The 23,556-nt window shown below is 73.0% G+C and carries 19 protein-coding genes; 10 read left to right on the forward strand and 9 right to left on the reverse strand.

All coding sequences use genetic code 11. From position 1 onward, the window contains the following. The first annotated feature begins 42 nt into the window (after positions 1–42). The 4 genes from L1857_RS19805 to L1857_RS19820 are packed head-to-tail and all read left to right on the forward strand — an operon-like array spanning position 43 to position 4,351. Positions 43–879 (forward strand): undecaprenyl-diphosphate phosphatase, encoded by an 837-nt coding sequence (locus L1857_RS19805; RefSeq protein WP_094003041.1) that lies wholly within the window; start codon positions 43–45, stop codon positions 877–879. Positions 880–888: 9 nt separating this feature from the next. Then, positions 889–1,605: a histidine phosphatase family protein gene (locus tag L1857_RS19810; RefSeq protein ID WP_094003040.1), complete on the forward strand. Its 717-nt coding sequence runs from the start codon at positions 889–891 to the stop codon at positions 1,603–1,605. Further along, a complete protein-coding gene (locus L1857_RS19815; RefSeq protein ID WP_249465846.1) occupies positions 1,602–3,650 on the forward strand; it encodes a M3 family metallopeptidase in 2,049 nt (682 codons plus the stop codon). Before L1857_RS19810 ends, L1857_RS19815 begins: the two co-directional genes overlap by 4 nt. Then, positions 3,647–4,351: a class I SAM-dependent methyltransferase gene (locus L1857_RS19820; protein WP_094003038.1), complete on the forward strand. Its 705-nt coding sequence runs from the start codon at positions 3,647–3,649 to the stop codon at positions 4,349–4,351. Before L1857_RS19815 ends, L1857_RS19820 begins: the two co-directional genes overlap by 4 nt. A 55-nt stretch (positions 4,352–4,406) precedes the next feature. On the opposite strand, the gene L1857_RS19825 is transcribed toward L1857_RS19820, so the two are convergent. Next, a complete protein-coding gene (locus L1857_RS19825) occupies positions 4,407–5,525 on the reverse strand; it encodes a YbfB/YjiJ family MFS transporter (protein ID WP_116109271.1) in 1,119 nt (372 codons plus the stop codon). A 104-nt stretch (positions 5,526–5,629) separates the two neighbouring features. Between L1857_RS19825 and L1857_RS19830 the strand changes: the two genes are divergently transcribed. Beyond that, entirely contained in the window at positions 5,630–7,063 is a 1,434-nt protein-coding gene (locus L1857_RS19830; protein WP_094003036.1) for an amidase, read from the forward strand. A gap of 4 nt (positions 7,064–7,067) precedes the next feature. Here L1857_RS19830 and L1857_RS19835 read toward each other — a convergent pair whose 3' ends face one another. Both L1857_RS19835 and L1857_RS19840 read right to left on the reverse strand, forming a co-directional pair. Further along, the gene (locus L1857_RS19835; protein ID WP_094003035.1) at positions 7,068–7,394 is read right to left on the reverse strand and encodes a YciI family protein; all 327 of its coding nucleotides are present in this window, start codon (positions 7,392–7,394) and stop codon (positions 7,068–7,070) included. Positions 7,395–7,424: 30 nt separating this feature from the next. After that, on the reverse strand, positions 7,425–7,640 hold the full coding sequence (locus L1857_RS19840) for a hypothetical protein (protein ID WP_205413154.1): 216 nt from the start codon (positions 7,638–7,640) through the stop codon (positions 7,425–7,427). Positions 7,641–7,699: 59 nt separating this feature from the next. Here L1857_RS19840 and L1857_RS19845 point away from each other — a divergent pair, with 59 nt between their 5' ends. From L1857_RS19845 to L1857_RS19860, 4 genes are all read left to right on the forward strand, one after another. Continuing rightward, positions 7,700–8,110: an MFS transporter gene (locus L1857_RS19845; RefSeq protein WP_162830948.1), complete on the forward strand. Its 411-nt coding sequence runs from the start codon at positions 7,700–7,702 to the stop codon at positions 8,108–8,110. A gap of 245 nt (positions 8,111–8,355) precedes the next feature. Further along, positions 8,356–8,835, forward strand: a complete 480-nt coding sequence (locus tag L1857_RS19850; RefSeq protein ID WP_162830947.1) for a MarR family winged helix-turn-helix transcriptional regulator — start codon at positions 8,356–8,358, stop codon at positions 8,833–8,835. A gap of 39 nt (positions 8,836–8,874) precedes the next feature. Next, positions 8,875–9,831, forward strand: coding sequence for a zinc-binding dehydrogenase (locus tag L1857_RS19855; RefSeq protein WP_116109261.1), 957 nt, complete (start codon positions 8,875–8,877; stop codon positions 9,829–9,831). Positions 9,832–9,860: 29 nt separating this feature from the next. Further along, positions 9,861–10,766 carry an NmrA family NAD(P)-binding protein gene (locus tag L1857_RS19860; protein ID WP_116109259.1) on the forward strand — a complete coding sequence of 302 codons (906 nt, stop codon included), beginning with the start codon at positions 9,861–9,863 and terminating at the stop codon, positions 10,764–10,766. A 12-nt stretch (positions 10,767–10,778) separates the two neighbouring features. Here the strand turns inward: L1857_RS19860 and L1857_RS19865 are convergent, their stop codons facing one another. Next, entirely contained in the window at positions 10,779–11,357 is a 579-nt protein-coding gene (locus L1857_RS19865; protein WP_116109256.1) for a TetR/AcrR family transcriptional regulator, read from the reverse strand. 99 nt (positions 11,358–11,456) lie between these two features. Here L1857_RS19865 and L1857_RS19870 point away from each other — a divergent pair, with 99 nt between their 5' ends. Further along, positions 11,457–12,635, forward strand: a complete 1,179-nt coding sequence (locus L1857_RS19870) for an MFS transporter (RefSeq protein ID WP_198958096.1) — start codon at positions 11,457–11,459, stop codon at positions 12,633–12,635. Positions 12,636–12,690: 55 nt separating this feature from the next. On the opposite strand, the gene L1857_RS19875 is transcribed toward L1857_RS19870, so the two are convergent. The 5 genes from L1857_RS19875 to L1857_RS19895 form a co-directional block, all read right to left on the reverse strand. Next, entirely contained in the window at positions 12,691–13,680 is a 990-nt protein-coding gene (locus tag L1857_RS19875; RefSeq protein WP_094003029.1) for a malate dehydrogenase, read from the reverse strand. Further along, entirely contained in the window at positions 13,677–15,839 is a 2,163-nt protein-coding gene (locus tag L1857_RS19880) for an FUSC family protein (RefSeq protein ID WP_094003028.1), read from the reverse strand. Before L1857_RS19880 ends, L1857_RS19875 begins: the two co-directional genes overlap by 4 nt. Continuing rightward, complete coding sequence (locus tag L1857_RS19885; RefSeq protein WP_116109251.1) at positions 15,836–18,928, reverse strand: GH92 family glycosyl hydrolase; 3,093 nt, start codon at positions 18,926–18,928, stop codon at positions 15,836–15,838. The genes L1857_RS19880 and L1857_RS19885 overlap by 4 nt, the downstream gene beginning before the upstream one ends. A 131-nt stretch (positions 18,929–19,059) precedes the next feature. After that, on the reverse strand, positions 19,060–22,875 hold the full coding sequence (locus L1857_RS19890; RefSeq protein ID WP_116109249.1) for a GH92 family glycosyl hydrolase: 3,816 nt from the start codon (positions 22,873–22,875) through the stop codon (positions 19,060–19,062). Positions 22,876–22,992: 117 nt separating this feature from the next. After that, complete coding sequence (locus L1857_RS19895; protein WP_094003025.1) at positions 22,993–23,556, reverse strand: DUF3558 family protein; 564 nt, start codon at positions 23,554–23,556, stop codon at positions 22,993–22,995.

Raw genomic sequence — 23,556 nt, forward strand, 5'->3', positions numbered from 1 at the left:
CACCGTGCGAACGCGACTGATTTTCCCGAAGGCCCGGTGAGCATGGGCTGGTTCGAAGCACTCGTCCTCGGCCTGGTGCAGGGCCTGACCGAGTTCCTCCCGATTTCCTCCAGCGCCCACCTGCGCATCACCGCCGCGCTCGCCGGCTGGGACGACCCCGGGGCGGCGTTCACCGCGGTCACCCAGATCGGCACCGAGCTGGCGGTCATCCTCTACTTCTCGAAGAAGATCGGCCGCGTCCTGGCCGCCTGGTGGCGCTCGCTCTACCAGCGGGAGGCGCGTCACGACCCGGACGCCCGGCTGGGCTGGCTGATCATCGTCGGGTCGCTGCCGATCGCGGTGCTGGGCCTGCTGTTCCAGGACGCCATCGACAGCGCCTTCCGCGACCTGCGGCTCACCGCGACGACCCTGATCGGGTTCGGCATCCTGCTGCTCATCGCCGACCGGGTCGGCCGCCAGTACCGGACGCTGGACCACCTGACCGTCCCGCACGGCCTGGGTTACGGCTTCGCCCAGGCGATGGCGCTGATCCCGGGCGTGTCCCGCTCCGGCGGCACCGTCACCGCGGGCCTGTTCCTCGGCTACACCCGCGCCGACGCCACCGAGTACGCGTTCCTGCTGGCTGTGCCCGCGGTGTTCGCCTCCGGCCTGTACAAGCTCACCGACATCGGCGGCGAGCACAGCCCGCAGTGGGGGCCGACGATCCTCGCGACCCTGGTCGCCTTCGGCGTCGGCTACGTGGTGATCGCCTGGCTGATGAACTTCATCAAGACCAAGAGCTACGTGCCGTTCGTGATCTACCGGCTCGCGCTCGGCGCGCTGCTGATCGTGCTGGTCGCCACCGGCGTCCTTGATCCGGACGCGGGGCCCGCCCTGTAGGTTGGCGGCGTGGCTACCGTGATCCTGCTCCGGCACGGCCGCTCGACCGCGAACGGGTCGGGCGTGCTGGCCGGGCGGACCCCCAAGGTCGGGCTCGACGACACCGGCCGCGCGCAGGCGCGGGCGCTCGTCGAGCGGCTGGCCGGCGTGCCGCTGGCCGAGGTCGTGTGCTCGCCGCTGCTGCGCTGCAAGAACACCGTGGCCCCGCTCGTCGCCGAGCGGGGCCTCACCCGCACCGTCGACCCGCGGCTGTCCGAAGTGGACTACGGCGAGTGGACCGGCCGCGAGCTGAAGACCCTGGTCAAGGAACCGCTGTGGCGGGTCGTGCAGGCCCACCCCTCGGCCGCGGTGTTCCCCGGCGGCGAGGGGCTGGCCGGCATGCAGGCCCGCGCGGTCACCGCGGTGCGCGAGCACGACGCGCGGATCAGCGCCGAGCACGGCGACCACGCCGTCTGGCTGCTGTGCAGCCACGGCGACGTGCTCAAGTCCATCCTGGCCGACGCGCTGGGCCAGCACCTGGACGCGTTCCAGCGGATCGTGGTCGACCCGGCGTCGATCTCCGTCGTCCGCTACACCGAGGTGCGCCCGTTCGTGATGCGCGTCAACGACCACAGCTCCGATCTGGCCGGGGTGGTGCCGCCCGCACCGAAGCGCGGTAGGAAGAAGAAGACGTCCTCCGACGCGGAGGTCGGAGGGTCGACAGGACAGAAGGGCCGCGCTGGATGACACCGGACAACCCGTTCTCGCAGGCGAGTGACCTGCCCTACGGTCTGCCCCCGTTCGACCGGATCGCCGACGAGCACTTCGGCCCGGCGTTCGAGGCGGGACTGGCCGAGCACGCCGCCGAGATCGAGGCCATCGCCACCAACCCGGAACCGGCGACCTTCGAGAACACCATCGTGGCCCTGGACACCTCCGGCCGCTTGCTGCAGCGCGTGTCGTCGGTGTTCTTCAACCTCACCTCCTCCGACACCAACCCGGCGCGGCAGGAGCTGCAGGCCGAGGTCGCGCCGAAGCTGGCCGCGCACTCCGACGCCATCCACCTGAATCCGGCGCTGTTCGCCCGCGTGCGCGACCTCTACGAGCGGCGCGACCAGCTGGGCCTGGACGAGGAGTCGGCCTGGCTGCTGGAGCGCACCTACACCGACTTCCAGCGCGCCGGCGCCGGGCTCGACGAGAGCCAGCAGGCCCGGTTGCGGGTGCTCAACGAGGAACTGTCCACGTTGTCCACCCGGTTCCAGGAGAACCTGCTGCGCGACACCAACGACCTCGCCGTGCTGGTCGAGGACGTGGCGGAGCTGGCCGGGCTGTCCGAGGGCACGATCGCCGCGGCCGGTGAGGCGGCCGCGTCCCGGGGCGAGGCGGGCAAGTACCTGCTCACCTTGAACCTGCCCACCTCGCAGCCGCTGCTGGCGTCGCTGGCGAACCGGGCGCTGCGGGAGCGGCTGTTCACCGCGTCCATCTCCCGCGGCAACCGCGGCAACGACAACGACAACACCGCGGTGCTGGCCCGGGTCGTGCAACTGCGCGCCGAACGGGCCGCGCTGCTCGGCCACCCCAGCCACGCGGCGTACGTGATCTCCGACGAGACCGCCCGCACCGCCGAGGCCGCCGTCGGGCTGCTGGAGCGCCTCGCGCCGGTCGCGGTCGCCAATGCCCGCCGCGACGCCGAGGAGCTGCAGGCCTACCTGGAGCAGGACCACCCCGGCGCCACGCTGCAGCCGTGGGACTGGGCCTTCTACGCCGAACGCGTCCGGAAGGCGAAGTTCGACCTGGACGACGCCACGCTGCGCCCGTATTTCGAGCTGGACCGCGTGGTGCGCGACGGTGTCCTGTTCGCCGCGAGCAAGCTGTACGGGCTGAGCTTCACCGAACGCCACGACCTGCCCGTCTACCACCCGGACGTGCGGGTGTTCGAGGTCTTCGACGCCGACGGCAGCCCGCTGGGCCTGTTCCTGGGCGACTACTACACGCGCGACTCCAAGCGCGGCGGCGCCTGGATGAACACCTTCACCGACCAGTCGCACCTGCTGGGGGAGCGGCCGGTGGTGGTGAACAACCTCAACATCGCCAAGCCGCCGGCGGGTGAGCCGACGCTGCTCACGTTCGACGAGGTCACCACGCTGTTCCACGAGTTCGGGCACGCGCTGCACGCGCTGGTCTCCGACGTGCGCTACCCGAAGTTCTCCGGCACCAGCGTGCCGCGCGACTTCGTGGAGTACCCGTCGCAGGTCAACGAGATGTGGATGCTGTGGCCGGAGGTGCTGCCCAACTACGCCAAGCACCACGAAACCGGCGAGCCGCTGCCGCAGCGCCTGGTGGAGCGGTTGGCGGAGTCGGCCCAGCACGGGCAGCCCTTCGCCACCACCGAGTACCTGGCCGCGTCGCTGCTGGACCAGGCCTGGCACGGGCTGGGCACCGAGGACGCGGTCGGCGACGTCGCCGCGTTCGAGGCCGCGGCCCTGGAGAAGGCCGGGGTGGCGGTGCCGGCGATCCCGCCGCGCTACCGCAGCACCTACTTCGCGCACGTGTTCAGCGGCGGCTACTCGGCCGGGTACTACTCCTACATCTGGAGCGAGGTGCTCGACGCCGACACCGTGGAGTGGTTCCGCGAGAACGGCGGCCTGACCCGCGCCAACGGCGACCACTTCCGCCGCACGCTGCTCTCCCGTGGCGGCGCCGGTGACCCGATGGCCTTCTTCCGCGCCTTCCGCGGCCGCGACCCGGAGATCGCGCCGCTGCTGGCGCGGCGCGGGCTGACCGGCGCGTGAGCGTCGGCCCCGAGCCGCAGTACGAGGCGTTCGCCGACGAGTTCCTCGACCACGCCCGCGACGGGTTCTACAACGCCCACCTGGACCGGCCCGCGTGCCGGGACCTGCTGGGCGAGGTGGACGGGCTGACGGTGCTGGACGCCGCCTGCGGTCCGGGGCTCTACGCCGCGGACCTGGTGGAGCGCGGCGCCCGGGTGATCGGCGCGGACATCAGCCCGCGCATGGTCGAGCTGGCCCGGCGTCGCGTGCCCGGCGGTGAGTTCCGGGTGCACGACCTCGCCCGGCCGCTGGACTGGCTGCCGGACGCGTCGGTGGACCGGGTGCTGTTCGCGCTGGCCGTGGAGTACCTCGACGACCGGGTCGCGGTGCTGCGGGAGCTGCGTCGCGTGCTGCGGCCGGAGGGTGCGCTGGTGCTGTCCCGCCAGCACCCCTTCGGCGACTGGCTCCGGCACGGCGGCAACTACTTCGAGCCGCGCGTGATCGAGGAGGTGTGGAGCCGGGGCTGGCGGGTCCGCTACTGGCTCAACCCGCTGGAGCAGACCTGCGAGGAACTGCACGAGGCCGGCTTCCTGATCGAACGGCTGCTCGAGCCCCGGCCCCCGGCCGAGGCGGCCACCGTGGACCCCGACCGCTACGCGCGGCTGACCCGCGAGCCGACCGGCTTCCTGGCGATCCGCGCGGTGCCGGACCCACGCGCCTGACAACCGGCCCCGCGCAGCGCGACGTGTCGGCGACACGAGGTCCGCGACTGCCGCGTCACCGTGGGCCGCGCCGGGGAGCCGGGATCAGGGCGACCAGTGCCCCGGCGGCGCACAGCACGGCTGTCCACGCCACGGTCGCGGCCGGGGACGTGTGGTCGGCCACCACACCGGCCAGCCACGGGCCCGCGGTCTGCCCGGCCGCGAACACGGTGGTGAACGCGCCGAGGGTGGCGGTCCAGTCGGCGGGCGGGGTGTGGTCCCTGATCAGCGCGGTGACCGCGGCCGGCACCCCGATGAACGTGGCCCCGTAGACGATCGCGGAGGTCAGCACGACCGGCAGCGCGGGGGAGACCAGCGCCAGCGCGGAGCCCGCGGCGAGCACCGCGAGCAGGGTGGCCAGCCCGCGGCCGCCGCGCCACAGCGCGGACGCCACCACCACCGCCAGGCCCAGCACCGTCCACACCAGACTCACCTGCCAGACCGCGGCGCCGTGCGCGGCGAGGACGGCGGACAGGAACGTGATGTAGGTGATGTAGCCCAGGGCGAACAGCAGGTAGGCCACCGCGGTGGGCCACAACGGCTTCATCCGGGCGCGCCCGGTGCTCGTGGCCGGGGCGCCGACGTCCACTGCGGCCGCGGACCAGCTCACCAGCGCGGCGACCGCGGCCGCGGCGCCGAGCCCGAGCCAGGCCAGGCGCCAGTGCGGCCCCAGGGCGGGGATCACCGCTCCACTGAGGACGATGCCGAGCCCGCTGCCGGCGAAGTAGACGGTGCTGGGCGTCCCGGACGACGCGCGGACGGCGATCCGCGACGCGAGCACACCCCCGACGATGAACACCACCGCGCCCGTCACCCCGGCCACGGCGCGCACGACCAGCAGCACCACGAAGTTCCCGCTGACCGCGGTGGCCGCCAGCGCCAGCGCGGTCAGCACCATGCCCCAGCGGAACGCGGCCGCCGCGCCCACCCGCCGGGCGACGGTGGCGGTGACCAGCGCGCCGAGGAGGTAGCCGAGCCCGTTGGCGGTGCTCATCACCCCGGCGTCGGCGAGGCTCCACCCCAGATCGCGCCCCATCGCCGGGACGACGAGCCCGTAGGCGAAGCGCGCGAACCCCAGGGCCGAGGCGGTGCCGAGCGACAGCCGCGCGGCCTGCCACACCGGATCGCCAGGCATCCCACCACTATCCCCGACGGGATCGACGTCGCGCAGCAGGCCCCGAATCCGTTGTGCAAATCGGGATTTTATGGCCTGTTCGGAAGGCGGATACGGTCGGATTCATGGAATGGAACTACCGGTCGGCCGAAGAGCTCACGACCGCGATGCGTGCCGGCGAAGTGACCTCGGTGGAGCTGACCGACGAGGCGATCGCCCGGATCGAGCGCGACGACGAGGTGATCAACGCGATCTGCGTACCGGACTTCGACCGCGCCCGGGCCGCCGCACACCGTGCCGACCAGGCCCGCGCCCACGGCGAAGACCGGCCGCTGCTCGGGGTTCCGGTGACCGTCAAGGAGTCCTACGACATCGCCGGGCTGCCCACCACCTGGGGCATGCCGCCGCACCGGGACTACGTGCCGGCCGCGGACGCGGTGCAGGTGTCGCGGCTCAAGGCCGCGGGCGCGGTGGTGCTCGGCAAGACCAACGTGCCGCTGGGGCTGCAGGACATCCAGAGCTTCAACGAGATCTACGGCACCACCACCAACCCGTGGGATTCCGCGCGCACTTCGGGCGGATCCTCCGGCGGGTCGGCGGCGGCCCTGGCGTCCGGGTTCGGCGCGCTGTCCCTCGGCTCCGACATCGCCGGCTCGCTGCGCACCCCCGCGCATTTCTGCGGCGTCTACGCCCACAAGCCGACCGTCGGGCTGGCGGCCAGCCGCGGCATGGTCCCGCCGTCCGAACCGGCCCTGCCCGCCGAGCTCGACCTCGCCGTCGTCGGCCCGATGGCGCGCACCGCACGCGACCTCGCGCTCCTGCTCGACGTCATGGCCGGGCCGGATCCGCTGACGCTCGGCGTGGCGTACCGGCTGGCACTGCCGCCTGCCCGTCACGAGCGGCTGGGCGATTTCCGGGTCCTGGTCCTCGACGAGCACCCGCTCCTCCCGACCGGGTCCGCCGTGCGGGCGGGCGTGCACCGGGTGGCCGCCGCGCTCGCCGACGCCGGCGCCCGCGTCGAGTGGCACAGCCCGCTGCTGCCCGACCTGACCGAAGCCGCCACGCTCTACATGCAGTTGCTGATTTCCGGCGCTGTCGCGCGCTTTCCCCTCGGCTCGCTGCAACTCCCCGCCGCCGATGATCAGAGCCTGAACGCCGTGCGGCTGCGGGCCATGGCGTTCAGCCACCGCAACTGGATCGAGGCGAACACCGGCCGCGAACTCCACCGCCACGGCTGGCGGCAGCTGTTCACCGAGTTCGACGCCGTGGCGTGCCCGATCACGCCGACACCGGCGTTCCCGCACGACCACACCCCCAACCCGATGGCACGGCGCATCGACATCGACGGCGCCGAGTACCCGTACTTCGACCAGCTCGTGTGGGCCGGCCTGGCCACCATGCCCGGCCTGCCCGCCACCGCCGTGCCCGCGGGCCGGTCGCCCGAGGGTCTGCCGGTCGGCGTGCAGCTCATCGGTCCGATGTTCGAGGACCGCACCCCGCTGCGGCTGGCCGAACTGCTCGAGCGGGAGATCGGCGGCTTCCAGGCACCACCGAGGTAGGGCGTCACGCCCGCAGCGGCCACACCTCGACCACGCCGTGCGCGACCGCGCACGGCGTGCCGGCCACCATGCGCGCCGCCTCCTCGACCGAGTCCGCCTCGATGATCGCGAAACCCGCCACCGGCAGGTCCGACCGCAGGTAGGGGCCCGGCGTCACCTGCGCTCCGGCCGCGTCGTGGTTGCGCACCTGCACCGGCTGGCCCGCGATCCCCATCTCGACGCCGCCGGCGCGCAGCCGGGAGTCATGCTCGTGCGCGGCGGCGCGCACCGCCTCGTCGGTCCGCTCGTAGCCGGCGCTGTCGCCGTAGCCGATCGTGATGAATTTCCCCATCCGTCCGGTATAGACCCGCCGTGCCTGCTGTCACACCTCGGGTTCCCGGGGCAGGGCGTGGGTAGGTCGTGCCGGTCGTGCGCGGGGCCGCAGCGCCTCGGGGCGGGCGCGGTGGTAGTCGAACAGCCGCTCGGCGGAGGCGGGCAGGTCCCCCTCGCCGGGCGGAACGGCCCAGGCCAGCTCGGCCATCAGATGGTCCGGCCACTGCTGGAGCTGTTCGCCCGCGACCTGGGGTGCCGGCGGCATCAGCGGGGATCGCGGCGACCTGCGCTCAGTTCGGCTACGCCGCAGGGATCTCCCTGCTGGTGCCGCTGGCGCGGCGTGCGATGGTGGTGGCCGATGTCCAGATCGGGCTGATGACCGGCATCATCGGCTCCCGCGTCGTCGGCGGGCTTGTCGGGCCGGCACTGGGCTGGCCCGCGGTCTACCTGCTGACCGCCCTGGCGGGCCTGGCCACGGTGTGGCTGCTGCCGCGCGAGGCCGCCCGCAGCGGCCGGATCGGCTACGGGCAACTGCTGGCCTTGCTGCCGCGGCTGCTGCGCCAGTCCCGCCTGCTGCACGGGGCTACAACACCACCTGGACCACCCTGGCGCGGGCCTGACCGTTGCCGACGGTGTGCGCCTCGTGCGGGGTCAGGCCCCAGGAAGGGGTCGAAGCCGGGCACGACCGAGGCGATGAAGGCGCGGATGGCGGCGCGGCCGACGAGGGGCAGCTGACTGACCGGGTCGTGGCAGACGCCGTCGGCCGCGAAGGCGCCGGCCCAGGCGTCGCGGACCGGGAGGCGGCGAGGAACACATCACCGCGGCGGGCATCGCGGGGAAGGTCATAACGACCTCTCCAGGCCCAGCTCACTCACTGACCTCCCCAACGGCGCGGGCCCGGTTGTATGCGCTTGCATGAATCGGCACCCCGTGGCATAGTTGGTTTTGCCCAACCAACCATTCGAGGAACGGGGTCGAGGATGGCAGACGCCGGCGAAGACGGCCCGTCGCGCGCGCCACGGCACGGTGTCGACGACGTGGCGGCGGCCCTGGCCACCGTGGGCAACTGGATGTTCTCCCCGGCCACCCGGCGCCGGATCATGGCGTCCTCCGGCCTGGGGCTGTCGCTGGGGGACTACACCCTGCTGGCCCAGATCTCGGTGCACGCGCCGGTGCGCCTGTCGGTCCTGGCGGAGCTGATGGAGGTGGACAAGTCCACGCTGTCGCCGCCGGCGAAACGCCTCGAGCAACGCGGATTCATCGAACGCCGCCCCGACCCGGCCGATGCCCGGGCGCAGCTGGTGAGCGTCACGCGGGCCGGCAAGCTCGCCATCGGCAAGCTCTGGAAGGCCCGCGCGGCCGCCGTCGCCGAGCTGCTCGCGGACTGGGACACCGCCGACGTCGAGCAACTGGCCACCAGCCTCGGCGCGCTCAGCGACGCGATCAAGAACGCCCGCTGACGCCCGCCCGTCAACTCCCGCACCACGAAACGAGGACACATGCGTGCCGTTGTGCTGCACGAATTCGGGCCACCGGCCCACCTGCGGGTCACGGACGTGCCCGCCCCGACGCCCGCGGCGGGCGAGGTCGCGGTGCGGGTGGCCGCGGCCGGCGTCCAGTTCCTGGAGACGCAGATCCGCGCCGGAACGATGCGCGGCGCGCTCGGCGGCGCGCCCCTGCCGGTCATCCTCGGCAAGGAGGTCGCCGGACTGGTCACCGAGGTCGGACCCGGCGGCGACCCCGCCCTGATCGGCACGCGGGTCCTGGCCAGCACCACCGGCCTGGGCGGCTACGCGGAGACCGCCGTGGTCCCCGCCGCCACCCTCGTCCCGGTCGCCGAGGACCTCGGCCTGCCCGAGGCGCTCGCCCTCTACCGGTACGGCGTCACGGCCCAGGGCCTGATCCGGGCGGCCCGCGTGACCGCCGGTGACCGCGTCCTGGTGCTGGCGGCCGCCGGTGCCGTGGGCACCGTCCTGGTCCAGTTGCTGAAGCGGGCCGGGGCGACGGTCGTCGCGGCGGCCGGCAGCGAGCACAAGCTCGCCCTGCTCCGGGAACTGGGCGCCGGCCACGTCGTGGACTACACGCGTCCCGGCTGGACGGACGAGGCCCGCGCGGACGGCCCGATGGACGTGGTGTTCGACCACGTCGGCGGCGCGCTCGGCCGCGCAGCGTTCGAGCTGCTCACCCCGGGCAGCGGACGCCAGGTCACGTTCGGCTTCTCCAGCGGCACGCCGCTGGACGTCCGGCCCGGCGAACTGGTCGGCCGCGGCCTGACCGTGACCGGCTTCAGCGCGGGCTTCCTCTGGAACCGGCCCGCTCTCGCCCGCGAGCTGGCCACCGAGGTCCTGGACCTGGCCGTGGCCGGACAGCTCACCCCCGTGATCGGCCAGCGCTTCCCCCTGGACCGGGCCGCCGAAGCGCGCGCCACCGTCGGCAAGACCCTGCTCATTCCCTGACCCACCAAGAAAAGAAGGAGTTCCACACCATGTCCGATTCCCCCACGATCTTCGTCGCCGGCGCCACCGGACTGCTCGGCGGCCGGATCGTCCGGGCCCTCCTCGACCAGGGCGCCGCCGTGCGGGCCCTGGTGCGGCCCGGCACCAGCGACGAGAAGAAGAGCGCCCTGACCACCCCGGCCACCGGCCGGCTGCAGCTGGTCGAGGGCGACCTCACCGATCCGGCCGAGCGGCTCGCCGAAGCCGTCGGCGACGCCACGACGGTGATCTCCGCCGTCCAGGGCGGCCCCGAGGTGATCGTGGACGGCCAGGCCAACCTCCTGCGCGCCGCGGAGAAGGCCGGCGCCCGGCGGTTCGTCCCGTCCGACTTCGCCATCGACCTCACCAAGCTCGACGACGGCGACAACTTCATGATCGGCTGGCGCCGTCAGGCCGCCGCCGCGCGCACCACCAGCCTCGACGTGATCTCGGTGCTCAACGGCGCCTTCTACGAGGTGATGACCGGCTTCATGGGGCTCGTCGACTGGGAGCGCGGCACCGTGTCCCACTGGGGCGACCCCGACCAGCCGCTCGACCTGACCTCGGTGCCCGACACCGCCGCCTACACCGCGGCCGCCGCCCTCGACCCGGCCGCCACCGGCACCCTGCGCTTCGCCGGTGAGGTCCTCTCGATGCGCCAGTTCCACGACGCGCTCCAGCGCGGCTCCGGCCGCACCCTGGAGCTGCGGCACCTGGGCAGCGCCGACGACCTGCGTGCGGAGATCGCCCGCCGGGCCGCGGCCACCGAGAACCCGTTCGAGTACGTGGCGCTGCAGTACCAGTGGTGCATGGTCACCGGCAAGGCCAAGTTCGACCACCTGGACAACGCCCGGTACCCGCAGGTCACGCCGCAATCGCTGACCGACTTCGTGCGCGCCACCGCACCCGCGGCCTGACGCGGCGCCCGGTCACCCGAGGGAGCCGATCGCGAAGTCGATCGTCCGGGCCAGCCGCCGCGGGTCGTGCGCGGCGCGCTCCCGGACCCGCAGGCCCAGCACGATGGTGAACAGCAGCTCCACGGCCCCCTCGACGTCGAGGTCCGCGGGCAGTTCACCGTCCCGGCAGCCGCGGCGCAACACGGCCGCGATGGCCTCCCGGGTGACCTCGAACGCCGCCTCGGTGCGCTGACGCACCTCCGGGTCCGCCGTGCCCAGCTCGGTCGTGGTGTTGACCACGAAACACCCGAGCCCGGCGTGCTCTCCGGCGCCGGTGGCCAGCCACAGCAGCCAATCCCGCAGCACCTCCCGGACCGGGCCGGCGCGATCGAGCCGGGCCTGCGCCTCCGCCGAATCCGTCGCGCGGTAGTGGTCGAGCGCGCGCAGGAACAACGCGTGCTTGTCGCCGAAGGTGCGGTAGAGGCTGCTGGAGGTCAGCTCCAGTTCGCCGTTGAGGTCCCGGACCGAGGTGGCGTGGTAGCCCAGGCGCCGGAACAGTCCGGCGGCCCGCGCGACCACCTCCTGCTCGTCGAACTCCCGTGGCCGTGGCACGTCCCACAGCCTACCAGGATTGTGGAGCGATCGTTCCCGTACTAGCGTACGCCGTCATACGGGAGCGATCGCTCCCAAACTGGAGGGAGATCGGCAGTGGTGACAACGGAACCGCCGCGCACCCGGGAGCGCGGCCGGTGGCTCGCCGTCGTCGTGGTGGCGTTCGGGACGTTCCTGCTGGTGACCGCGGAGCAGCTCCCGGTCGGGCTGCTGACCCGGGTCGGCTCGGACCTCTCGGTCTCCGCCGGCACCGCGGGCCTGATGGTGACCGTGACCAGCGTCGTCGCCGGGCTGGCCGCCCCGGTGGTCCCGGTCCTCGTGGGCAGTCTGGACCGGCGGTGGTTGCTGGCCGGGCTGATGGGCCTGATGACCCTGGCCAACGTGATCTCCGCGCTCGCGCCGGGCTTCGCGGTGCTCATCGCCTCCCGCGCGCTGACCGGGGTCGCGATCGGCGGGTTCTGGGCCGTGGCCGGCGGCCTGGCCGTCCGCCTGGTGCCCGCCGAGCGCGTACCGCGCGCCACGGCCGTCATCTTCGGCGGCGTCGGGGCCGCCAACGTGTTCGGCGTGCCGATCGGCGCGGTCCTCGGCGACCTCGCCGGATGGCGCGCCGCGTTCGCCACGCTCGGGGCGCTCGCGCTGGCCGTGCTGATCGCCCTGTTCGCGTTGCTGCCGCCGCTGGCCGCGACCCAGCCGGTCCGTCCCCGCGACCTGGCCGCGCAGCTGCGGGACCGGGGCGTGCGCGTGGGAATCCTGGCGACCGCCCTGATCGTGAGCGGGCACTTCGCCGCGTACACGTTCGTCGGCCCGGTCCTGCGGGACCACTCCGGCGTCCCCGGAACCCTCGTCGGGCCGCTGCTGTTCGGGTTCGGCCTGGCCGGCATCGCCGGGAACTTCCTCACCGGCGCGGCACTGGCCCGCCGCCTGAACCGGACCGTGCTGGTGATCACCGGCGCCCTGGCGGTGACGGTGCTGCTGTTCCCGCTCGCCGGCCGGTCACCGGCGGGCGGCATCGCGCTGCTGGTCGCGTGGGGGCTGGCCTACGGCGGGGTGTCGGTGAGCTTGCAAACCTGGATGATCAAGGCCGCGCCGCGCGCGGTGGAAGCCGCCTCGGCCCTGTGGGTGGCGGTGTTCAACCTGGCGATCGGCCTCGGCGCGCTGATCGGCGGCGTGATCGTCGACGCGCTCACCCTCGGCGGCGTGCTGGTGCCGGCCGGAGCCTGCTTCCTCCTGGCCGGGCTCGCCGTGTGGACGGTCCGCCGGGCCCCGCACCTGCGGTGACACGACCGGAGGGCCGGCTCCCCGCCCGGGGAACCGGCCCTCCGCCGACCACGACTCAGATCAGGCCGAGCTTCTTCACGGCCTCGCGCTCCTCGGCCAGCTCCGCGACCGAGGCGTCGATGCGGGTGCGGGAGAACTCGTTGATCTCCAGGCCCTGCACGATCTCGTACTTGCCGTCCTTGCAGACGACCGGGAAGGACGAGATCAGGCCCTCCGGCACGCCGTAGGACCCGTCGGACGGGACGGCCATCGACGTCCAGTCGCCCTCGCGGGTGCCGTTGACCCAGTTGTAGATGTGGTCGATGGCGGCGTTGGCGGCCGACGCGGCCGAGGACGCGCCCCGCGCCTCGATGATCTCCGCGCCACGCTTGGCCACCCGCGGGATGAACTCCTCGGCCAGCCACTTCTCGTCGTTCACGGCCTCGGCGGCGTTCTTGCCGGCCACCTCGGCGTGGAAGATGTCCGGGTACTGGCTGGCGGAGTGGTTGCCCCAGATCGTGAGCTTGCGGATCTCGCTCACCGGCGCGTTCAGCTTCTTCGCCAGCTGGGCGACCGCGCGGTTGTGGTCCAGGCGGGTCATGGCGGTGAACCGCTCGGCCGGGACGTCGGGCGCGTGCGACTGCGCGATCAGCGCGTTGGTGTTGGCCGGGTTGCCGACCACCAGCACGCGGACGTCGTCGGCGGCGCCGGCGTTGATCGCCTCACCCTGCGGCTTGAAGATGCCGCCGTTGGCCTCCAGCAGGTCGGCCCGCTCCATGCCCTTGGTGCGCGGACGCGCGCCCACCAGCAGGGCGATGTTGGTGCCCGCGAAGGCCTGCTTCGCGTCGTCGAAGATGTCCGTGCCCGCGAGCAGCGGGAACGCGCCGTCCTCCAGCTCGAGCGCCGTGCCCTCGGCCGCCTTGACCGCCTGCGGGATCTCCAGCAGCCGCAGCTTCACCGGCGTGTCCGGGCCGAGCAGCTGACCGGACGCGATGCGGAACAGCAGCGCGTAGCCGATCTGGCCGGCGGCGCCGGTGACGGTGACGTTCACGGGGGCTTGGGTCATTGCGTACTCCTGCGGACGGAATCTTGGCTTGTGCTGGTGACCCTATCGCCCTCTGCCTGCGCTGACGCGGTGCGTCGCCTCACGTTCTGCTGAACCGATCGAGCCGGCTCCGCCACCGGCACCTCGAACGCCCTGCCCAGCGCGATGATGCCGGCCTCCAGACGGCCCAGGCTGGTGAGCACGGAGCGTGCCGGTGCGTTGTCCGTCTCCCGCGTCTCCGGCGTGGCGGTGTTGCGCACCAGTCTGCCCCGCTCGTCCCCGTCGAGCGCGTCGCGCAGCACGTCGATGTTGCGGCTGATCCGCTCGACGACCGCGCTCAGCCGGTCGTCCGCGGGCAGCAGGCCCGGTTCGGACCGGGCCGCGATCTGCCGCGCCCGGAACGCCAGCCGCTCCAGGGTGCTCATCACGTACCAGCCGTAGTCACGGCGGCTGGCGAGGCTGATCGGGTGCGTCAGCGGCTCGATCGTGGTGCGCACCTTCTCCACCGAGCGGTCCAGCTCCCGGGAGAGTTCGATCACGTTCACGTTCTCCCGGCCGGACAGCAGCGCCTCGGCGCTGGACAGGAACTCGCACAGGTCCACCAGCGCGGCGTCGATGTCGGACACCATGACCGTGCGGGTGCGCACCGGCACCACCAGGATCGCCGCGATCAGCCCGGCCGCCGCGCCGATCGCGGTCTCCGCGACCCGCACCCACAGCACCTCGATGCTGAACGTGCCGAGCAGGCTGTAGAGCAGGCCCAGCATGCAGGTGATGAAGAACGCCATCAGCAGCTGCGACACCCGCGCCACGTAGACCAGGCAGAACACGCACACCAGGATCAGCACGACCGTCGCGATCGTGTTGCCGGTGACCAGCAGCGCCAGCAGCATCCCGCCGAAGATCCCGCCCAGCGTGCCGGTGACCCGGCGGAACCCCTTCACGAACGTCGCACCCGCGGTCGAGGTGTTGAGGAAGACCACGAACACCGTCAGCACCGCCCAGTACCAGCGGGCGTCGGAGATCAGCTCGCCACCCAGCACCGCCAGGCCGCCGCCGACCATCGCCTGGATCGCGCTGCGGGTGCGGTTGTCGTAGGCGAAGACCTTCCCCGGCTCCTCCTCGGTGTCCTCCCCGGGCAGCTCGGTCTCGGCCGAGTAGTCCTTCTCCGCCACGCGCTGGGCGTTGACGTCGGCCAGCGCCAGCTCCGCGATCGCGCGGCGCACCTCGTCACCGGGCTCGGTGCGCTCGGCGAGCCGGCTGCCGGCCACCAGCATCTTGCTGAACTCCTCGGTGTCACTGATCACCGGCAGCTCGCGCGGGTCGCGCTCGATCAGCGAGTCCAGCCGCAGCAGGCTCGCGATCAGGTCGTCGCGGACCGCCTCGGGCAGCCCGTCCTCCTCGGCGGTGCGGCGCACGGTGATCGCCAGCCACTGGCAGGCCAGCTCGACGGCCAGCAGCCGGCGGCGCAGCAGCTGCGTGCCGGTCTCGTCGAACAGGTCCCCGATGGTGTCCTCGATCATCAGGACCGCCTCGTGCAGGCGGGTGTCGGCCTTGCGCAGCTGGTTGATCCGCCACTCGCTGCCGCCGCTGGCCAGGCACGCGGCCGCGGCGCGCAACACCGCGCTGATCCGGGCCCGGAACGCGCGGCGCGCCCGCAGCAGCTCACCCTCCGGCCGCCGCCGCAGCACCGCGAACCGCATCACCGCGTTCGCGGCCAGCCCGATCGCCAGCGCCAGGATGTACTCGGGCAGCTGACGCGGGTGGATCGCGAGGAACATCGCGAAGAAGAACATGAAGAACGACAGCGCACCCATCGCGGTGCCGCGCGGCGCGAACCGCTGCGCGTAGACCGCGACGAAGATCAGCAGCACGAACAGCACGCTGTCCAGCGGGGGAGCGGTGGCGCCGAACGCGGCGACGGTGAGCGAGGCGGACCCGCACACCAGGACCAGCGCCAGCGTGATCGCCTGGTCCTTCGGCGTCTTGTCGTTGACCGAGAACGCCGAGTTCATCGCCGCGATGCAGGCCACCATCATCGTCGGGATCGGGCGGCCGAGCAGGAGCAGCACCAGGATCGACAGCACGATCCCGCCCACCGCGATCCCGGCCAGCCGCAACCGCACCAGCCCCGGATCGGCGGCCACCAGCCGGTCCTGGGCCACCTTCCACACCCTCATGCGCGGCTCCCGAGCAGTTCCCATTCGGTCAGCGCGGTCCGCCGCCCGGTCGCCGCGGTGACCCGCAGCCGGTAGGCACGGTACGTCCCGGGTTCGGCGACCGAGAACGGCCGGGTCTGCCGCCGCCACCGGAACCGTTCCCCGCGCCGCTCGTCCAGCCGCACCCACGACACCCCGTCGGTGGTGCCCTCCAGGACCCAGTCCCGCGGATCACCGCCGCGCGCGGCCGAGGTCAGGGTGTAGAGCGGCACGCGCGCCGGTTCCCGGACCGTGCACTCGATCACCGGGGTGCGCGAGCGGAACGTCACCTGCGTGGCCGTGGTGTCGGCGAACAGCTCGGTCACGTCGGTGCCGTCGTCGCAGGTGCCGGAGCCGGTCACGTCGGTCATCGGCTGCTCGTCCAGCGACGGCGGCGGGTCACCCCAGTCCGTGGGCGTGTCGCTCAGGTCGAACTCCAGGCGCTCGGCGGCGACCAGTTCGGCGTGGGACAGCCACGTCGAGTGGTGCGGTTCGCCGTCGATCGTCACGTCCCGCACGTACGTCCCGCCGCCGGGGGCACTGATCGTGAGCGTCCGCCCGTTCTCCAGCCGCAGGGCCGCCTTCTCGAACAGCGGCGCGGTCAGCACGTAACCCGGGTTGCCCGGCGCCAGCGGGTAGAGGCCGAGCGCGGCCAGGACGTACCAGGCGGACATCTCGCCGTTGTCCTCGTCGCCGGGGTAGCCCTGGCCGATCTCGCTGCCCAGGTAGCAGCGGGTCAGCATCTCGCGCACGATCGCCTGCGTCTTCGCCGCGGCCCCGGCGTGGGTGTACATCCACGGGATGTGGTGGCTGGGCTGGTTGGAGTGCCCGTACTGGCCGAGCCGGACATCGCGCGCCTCGGTCATCTCGTGGATGATCCCGCCGTAGGATCCCGGCACCCGCCCGGTCTCCGGTGCCGTGAAGAACGTGTCCAGTGTGGACTCCAGCGCGGCGCGGCCGCCGAGCAGCTCCGCCAGGCCGGCGCCGTCGTGCGGCACCGAAAACGCCGTGTTCCAGCCGTTGGTCTCGGTGTAGTCGAAACCCCACCGGGCCGGGTCGTAGTGCTCCGGCGCCCAGCGCCACCGGCCGTCCCGGTGCCGGCCCTGGAAGAAGCCGGTGTGCGGGTCGAAGTGGTGGACGTACTGCGCGGCCCGCTGCCGGAAGTAGCGGGCGTCGTCGGCGTGCCCCAGCGCCGCGGCCAGCGCGGCGAGGCCGAAGTCGTTCAGGCAGCCCTCCAGCGCCCAGGACAGGCCCTCGTGCGTGGTCAGCGGCGTGAACCCGAGGAAGATCGACTCGCGCAGGCCCTGCCGCCCGACGCTGCGGCCGGGCGGGCTGACAGTGGCGTTGCGCAGCGCGGCGTCGTAGGCCGCGTGCACGTCGAAGCCCCGCACGCCGCGCAGGTACGCGTCGGCGAAGGCCACGTCGGAGCTGGTGCCGGTCATCAGGTTGGCGTAGCCGGGGGAGGACCAGCGCGAGATCCAGCCGCCCTCCCGGAACTGCTGCACGAACCCCTCGATCAACTCCCCGCAGCGCCGCGGCGCCAGCAGCGCGAGCGCGGGCCACACCGTGCGGTAGGTGTCCCAGAAGCCGTGGTTGACCGACATCGGCCCGTCCACCACCTTCGCCCCGGTCCGGGTGCGGGTGCTCGGCCACCACCGGCGCCGCACCGGGCTGGCGTGCCGCACCCCGCGCGGGGTGTGCTCGTGCGCCGAGTTCGGGTACAGGAACAGCCGGTACAGGCCGGAGTAGAAGGTGGTCAGCTGGTCCGGGGTGCCGTCGATCTCGACGCGGCCGAGCACGTCCTGCCACGCCGCCCGCGCCCGCTCCCGGACCTGCTCGAACGTGGTGCCGGCCGGGATCTCCTGCTCCAGGTTGCGGCGGGCCTGCGCCAGGCTGATCAGCGAGGTCGCGATCCGCAGCTCGACCCGGGGCGCGTCGAAGGACAGGTACCCGGTGTTGGGCCAGCGCACCCGGCGCCCACCGGTCGCGGGCCGGTCGAAGGTGCCGTAGACGAACATCCGCCGCGCGCCCACGGACAGGCGGCTGCGGGCCCAGGTGTGCCCGGTGACCACCCCGCGTGCCGGGTCCAGGCGCAGGCCGCCGCGGCGGTTGACGTTGTCGAACAGCACCCAGCCGCCCTCGCCGGGGAAGGCGAACCGGACCAGCGCGGCGTGGTCGGTGGGCGCGAGGTCGACGGTGATTCCGTTGTCGAAGCGCACCCCGTAGTGGTGCGGCCGGTCGGTCTCGTGGTCGTGCGAGAACGCCAGCGCCCGGGCCTTGCGGTCCGCGGTCACCGGACCGATTCCCGGCAGGAATTGAAACGGGTGCCGGTCGCCCATCCACGGGCTCGGCTGGTGGCTGACCGCGAAAGCCTGCAGCTCAGGGCGGTTGTCCGCGTTGTTGCGCCGGTGGTACTCGTACAGCCACGCCGTCGACGAGGCGTCGGTGACCGGGGTCCAGAAGTTGAACCCGTGCGGCACGGCGGCGGCCGGGAAGGTGTTGCCGCGGGAGAACTCGTTGCTGGAGTGGGTGCCGCGGGTGGTGCGCACCCAGTCCACCGGGTCCCGCGGTTGCTGGGGTGGCACGTCGGCGATGCGGACGTCGTCGATCCATCCGGACACCGGCTCGCCGGGCGGGGGTTCGACGGTCAGCAGGATCGCCCGTGCCCGGCGGCCGGCGCCGTCGCCCAGGTCGTGGCGCACCAGGTTCCACTGGTCGAGGTAGAGCGTCTTGGACTCACCGGCCGCGCGCGCCGACCCGCCGATCACCGTGCCGTCGTCGAGTTCCACGGCCAGCGCCACGAAGGTGCTGCGCCAGGACGGGCCGGCGTCGGACTCCGGGAACACCACATAGGACAGTGCCGTGCCCGGCCCGAGCTCGGCGTCCACTTCGAACAGCACCTGACGTGCCGGTCCGCCCGCGGTGTAGCGGGCGGCGCGCAGCCCGGTGAACCCGGCGCCGGCCTTGGCCGCCGGCGCGCGGTCCGGGCCCGCGCCGACGGTGACGACGGCACCGGCGCGGGGCGGCGGATCCCCGGCCTCGAACGAGGAGAAGAAGTGGGTCCGGCTCACCTGGCCTACCGTAACCGCCCGGGCCGATCACTTCCCGCCGAGCGGCGCCGCCCCGACCCCCTGCGCGCCAGCTGCGCCGCCGGTGCGCCGCAGCCGCCAGCGTGCGCCCGCCACGCGGCCGGGCACAGCGGTCACTTCGCGCCGAGCAGTTCCACCTCCGACAACCCTGCCGCGCCGCCCGTGCTGCCCGTGATCCGCAGCCGGTAATGCGCGTACGCGCCGGGCGTGGCGATCTTGAACGCGCGCGTCTGCTGCCGCCAGGTGAAGCTTTCCCCGGACCGGGTGTCCAGCGGCGTCCAGCTCCGCCCGTCGGCCGAGCCTTCCAGCACCCAGCCGCTCGGGTCGCCGCCGTCCTTGGCCGAGGTGAGCGTGTAGAACGTCGCGGTCACCGGGCCGGGGACCGGGCAGTCCACCGTCTCCAGCGGCCGGGCCTGGGTGGCGGAGGTGTTGTCGAACAGCGGCCCGCCGGGTGTGGTGAGGTCCGCGGGCGGCCGCGGGACCTGGTCGCCCTCGGTGAGCGACGGCGGCACCTCCCCGGCACCCCAGCGCGACGGGCTCGGGCCCATCGCGAAGTCCAGCGTGCCGCCCTTGGCCAGCACGTCGTGCGGCAGCGCGGTCGACGTCCACGCCCGGCCGTTGACCCGCAGCCCCTGCACGTAGACGTTGCGGGCGCTGTTCCTCGGCGCGTTGATCACCAGGTCCCGGCCGCCCGCCAGGTGCACGGTCGCCTTGGTGAACAGCGGCGACCCGACCGCGTAGGACGGGCTGCCCATCCGCAGCGGGTAGAACCCGAGCGCGCTGAACACGTACCAGGCCGACATCTCGCCGTTGTCCTCGTCCCCGGCGTAGCCCTGCCCGATCTCGCTGCCCAGATACAGCCGGGACAGCGCTTCCCGCACCCGGGCCTGCGTCTGCCACGGCTGCCCGGCGAAGTCGTACATGTAGGCGATGTGGTGGGAGGGCTGGTTGGAGTGGCCGTACTGGCCCATCCGCACGTCCCGCGCCTCCCGCATCTCGTGGATCGGCCCGCCGTACGCGCCGGGGAACCGGGCGGTCTCCGGGGTGCTGAAGAACTCGTCCAGCTTCTCGGCGAGCCCGTCGCGGCCGCCGTAGAGGTTGGCCAGTCCCTGCCCGTCCTGCGGCACCGTGAACGCCATGTTCCAGCCGTTGGTCTCGGTGTAGTCGTAGCCCCACACCCGCGGGTCGTACTGGCCGGCCGGGACCCGGAACGTGCCGTCGGCGGCGCGGCCCTGGAAGAACCCGGCCGCCGGGTCGAACATGTGCACGTAGTTCTGCGCCCGGCCGCGGAAGTACTCGGCGTTCTCGGCGTACTCGCGGCGGCGCGGGTCGTCCGGCGCGGCCTCCTCGGCCAGCTTCTGCGCCATCATCGCGATGCCGAAGTCGTTGAGGTAGCCCTCGATCGCCCACGACATGCCCTCACCGGTCGAGGTCGGCGTGTACCCGAGGAAGATCGACTGCTCCAGGCCCTTCCGGCCGACGTTCTCGTTCGGCGGCGCCACCGTGGCGTTGCGGATCGCCGCGTCGTAGGCCGCCTGGACGTCGAAGTTCCGCACGCCCTTGAGGTAGGCGTCGGCGAAGGCCACGTCGGAACTGGTGCCGGTCATCAGGTTCGCGTAGCCGGGGGAGGACCACCGGGCGATCCACCCGGCGTCGCGGTACTGCTGCACGAACCCGTCGATCATCCGCCCGGCCATGTCCGGGGTCAGCAGCGCGTAGGCGGGCCAGGTGGTGCGGTAGGTGTCCCAGAACCCGTTGTTGACGTAGATCTCGCCGTCGACGACCGTCGCCCCGGTCCGCGTCGGCGTGTCCGGCCCGGCCTTCGGCGCGACCGGGCTGGCGTAGGCGTGGCGCGGGGCGCGGGTGGTGCCGACGTTCTCGAACCCGGAGTTCGGGTAGAGGAACAGCCGGTACAGGTTCGAGTACAGGGTGGTCAGCTGGTCGCGCGTGGCGCCCTCCACCTCGATCACCCCCAGCTTGCGGTCCCAGGCGGCCTGCGCGGCGGAGCGGACCGTGTCGAACGCCGTACCCGCCGGGATCTCCTGTTCGAGGTTGCGTTTCGCCTGGTCGACGCTGATCAGCGAGGTCGCGATCCGCATCCCGACCACCCCGCCGCGACCCGGGGCGAACTTCAGGTAACCGCGGACGTGGTCGCGGCCCTCGCCGGGCAGCATCGACCCGCCGGTGACCGGGCGGTCGAAGACCGCGTAGACGAACATGCGGCCGGCGCCGGCGGAGTTGCCGCTGCGCGTGTCGGTGAACCCGGACAGCGTGCCGGTGGCCGGGTCGAGGGTGAGGCCGCCCGCGTCGCTGACGTTGTCGAAGATCAGGTTCCCGTCGGCGCCGGGGAAGGTGAACCGGAACATCGCCGCGTGGTCGGCCGGCGTGATCTCGGCCTTGACCCCGTTGTCGAACGTGACGCCGTAGTAGTGCGGTTTGGCCGTCTCGTTGGCGTGGTCGAACGGCAGCGCCCGCGCGGCCCGGTTGCCGTCCGGCACCCCGGCGGCGGCCGAGGGCATCACCTGGAAGGTCTGCCGGTCACCCATCCACGGGCTCGGCTGGTGCGACAGCGACAGCGCCTGCAGCGCGGGCCGGTTCTGCGCGTTGTTGCCCTCCTGGTAGCGGTAGAGCCAGTTCAGCGACCCGGCGTCGGTGACCGGGGTCCAGAAGTTGAAGCCGTGCGGGACCGCGGTGGCGGGGAAGTTGTTGCCGCGCGAGAACGTGCCGTTGGCGTTGGTGCCGCGGGTGGTGAGCACGTGGTCGGACAGGCGGGTGACGCGGGCTTGCGGCGCGGCCGGGCCGAGCGTGATGTCGTCGAACCAGCCGTTGAACGAGCCGGGACCGTCCGGGTTGTCGTAGGCGACGAGGATGCGCGCGACGGTCTTGCCGCGGGCGACCGTGCCGATCGCGGAGCGCACCAGGTTCCACTGGTTGGCGTAGAGCGACTTGGCCGCACCCTGCCCGCGCGGGCTGAGCGGGAACCCGTACTGGTCCACCGCCCCGAGGCCGGACAGGTAGGTGCCGTCGGTGAAGGCCAGGTCGACCGCGACGTGCGTGCTCGGGTACTTCAGGTCGTCCCCGGTCAGCTCGGGAAACACCGTGTACGACAGCTCGGTGTCGGCGCGCACCGGGATCCGCACGTCGAACACCTTGTTGTAGGAGTAGCCGTGCCGCGCGGTCTGGGTGCCGCCGTAGTGGAAGGCACGCAACCCGGTGAACCCGGCGCGCGGTTTGCTGGTGTAGCCGCCGGGCGGGCCACTGTCCGGATAGGACCGCATGGTGGGCAGCGGCGGCGGGGCCGGCTGGTCGTCGGCCAGCAGCAGCTCGGCGAGCTGCACGATGTCCGCGCCGTTGTTCGCGGTGACGTCCAGCCGGTAGAAGCGGTGGGTGGCGGTGGCCGCGAGGCGGAACTCCCTGGCCTGCAACCGCTCGCCGAAGGTCTGCCCGCGCTGGCTGTCCACAGTGGTCCAGGTGACGCCGTCGTCGGAGCCCCGCAGCGTCCAGTCGTGCGGGTCGCGTTCCGGGGCGTCGTTGGCCGAGGTCAGGCCGTAGCGGGTGATGGCGACCGGCTCGGCGAACTCGGCCTGCACCCAGCCGGTGGGGGCGAACGCGAGCCACTTCGACTCCGGCCTGCCGTCGAGCACGTTCACCGCGACCTCCCCGGCGCCGGTGTTCTCCGCGCTCGCGGTCGCGCCGGTGGCCTTGCCGCGCACGTCACCGGGGATGGCCGAGCCGTTCGCGCCGTTGACCCCGGAGGCCAGCGGGCGCCCGTCCCGGCCGGTCTCGACGGTGTCCACCCAGTCCGGCTCGGGCTGCCCGGCTTCGAACGACGACGCGAACCGCGCCGGCGGCTGCGCGGCCGCGGGCGGCGCGGCGACCAGACCGGTCATCAGCAGGGCGACGGCCAGCACACGCGTGGTTCGGACCATGTCAGGCAGCGAAACGCGCAGGTCGGGGGCGCGTCAAGCGGGCGCGCCAAACCTGACCCAAACCGGACAGGGTCGGGTGAATCCCCTACCGCGATCAGCGGACGAGGTTTATCCCGCTCACTCCAGGTGGGTCAGGGCGGCGGCGACCACCGACGCCGCGGCGGGACAGGCGCCCTCCTGCGGCGCCCCGGGCTCCGGGATGCCCGTGGCGCTGATCAGGTGATCGACACCGCCCACCGCGACGAAGACGAAACAGATGCGCTGGAACTCCGCCTGCACCGCCTGCCGCTGCCCGACCGGCACCTGGGAGGTGCGCCCGCCCTCGGTCATCGTCTGGGCGTAGGACAGCGGCACGTCCGGGTGCAGGCTGACGTTCTGGTCCCCGACCAGCCAGTGGCAGGCGGTCCCGTACTGGGTGGCTTCCTCCCGGCCCGGGCCGGTGATGCCGAGCGCGGCGAGGTCGCGCTCGTCGAGCGCGCGGCACGGCTGCCGCGCCAGTTCCGCCAGCGGGTACTTGCCCAGCTGCGCCGTCGTGGTGGTGGGCGCTGTCGTGGTGGTGGGCGCTGTGCTGGTGGCGGGCGGCACCAGCGGCGAGCCGGAGCCGCCGCCGGAACACCCGGCGGCGAGCAGGCCCACCGCGAGCACGAGTCCGGCACGGGTGTGGAGATCGAACCGCGGCAT

The organism is Amycolatopsis thermalba (genome assembly GCF_023376025.1).
Classification (GTDB): domain Bacteria; phylum Actinomycetota; class Actinomycetes; order Mycobacteriales; family Pseudonocardiaceae; genus Amycolatopsis_E; species Amycolatopsis_E thermalba.

What these genes read in the sequence shown, in the direction of transcription:
- L1857_RS19805 (WP_094003041.1), top strand. Translation starts at nt 43, where the DNA reads ATGGGCTGGTTCGAAGCACTCGTCCTCGGCCTGGTGCAGGGCCTGACC.
- L1857_RS19815 (WP_249465846.1), top strand. Translation starts at nt 1,602, where the DNA reads ATGACACCGGACAACCCGTTCTCGCAGGCGAGTGACCTGCCCTACGGT.
- L1857_RS19825 (WP_116109271.1), bottom strand. Translation starts at nt 5,525, where the DNA reads ATGCCTGGCGATCCGGTGTGGCAGGCCGCGCGGCTGTCGCTCGGCACC.
- L1857_RS19830 (WP_094003036.1), top strand. Translation starts at nt 5,630, where the DNA reads ATGGAATGGAACTACCGGTCGGCCGAAGAGCTCACGACCGCGATGCGT.
- L1857_RS19835 (WP_094003035.1), bottom strand. Translation starts at nt 7,394, where the DNA reads ATGGGGAAATTCATCACGATCGGCTACGGCGACAGCGCCGGCTACGAG.
- L1857_RS19840 (WP_205413154.1), bottom strand. Translation starts at nt 7,640, where the DNA reads ATGCCGCCGGCACCCCAGGTCGCGGGCGAACAGCTCCAGCAGTGGCCG.
- L1857_RS19850 (WP_162830947.1), top strand. Translation starts at nt 8,356, where the DNA reads ATGGCAGACGCCGGCGAAGACGGCCCGTCGCGCGCGCCACGGCACGGT.
- L1857_RS19855 (WP_116109261.1), top strand. Translation starts at nt 8,875, where the DNA reads ATGCGTGCCGTTGTGCTGCACGAATTCGGGCCACCGGCCCACCTGCGG.
- L1857_RS19860 (WP_116109259.1), top strand. Translation starts at nt 9,861, where the DNA reads ATGTCCGATTCCCCCACGATCTTCGTCGCCGGCGCCACCGGACTGCTC.
- L1857_RS19875 (WP_094003029.1), bottom strand. Translation starts at nt 13,680, where the DNA reads ATGACCCAAGCCCCCGTGAACGTCACCGTCACCGGCGCCGCCGGCCAG.
- L1857_RS19880 (WP_094003028.1), bottom strand. Translation starts at nt 15,839, where the DNA reads ATGAGGGTGTGGAAGGTGGCCCAGGACCGGCTGGTGGCCGCCGATCCG.
- L1857_RS19890 (WP_116109249.1), bottom strand. Translation starts at nt 22,875, where the DNA reads ATGGTCCGAACCACGCGTGTGCTGGCCGTCGCCCTGCTGATGACCGGT.
- L1857_RS19895 (WP_094003025.1), bottom strand. Translation starts at nt 23,556, where the DNA reads ATGCCGCGGTTCGATCTCCACACCCGTGCCGGACTCGTGCTCGCGGTG.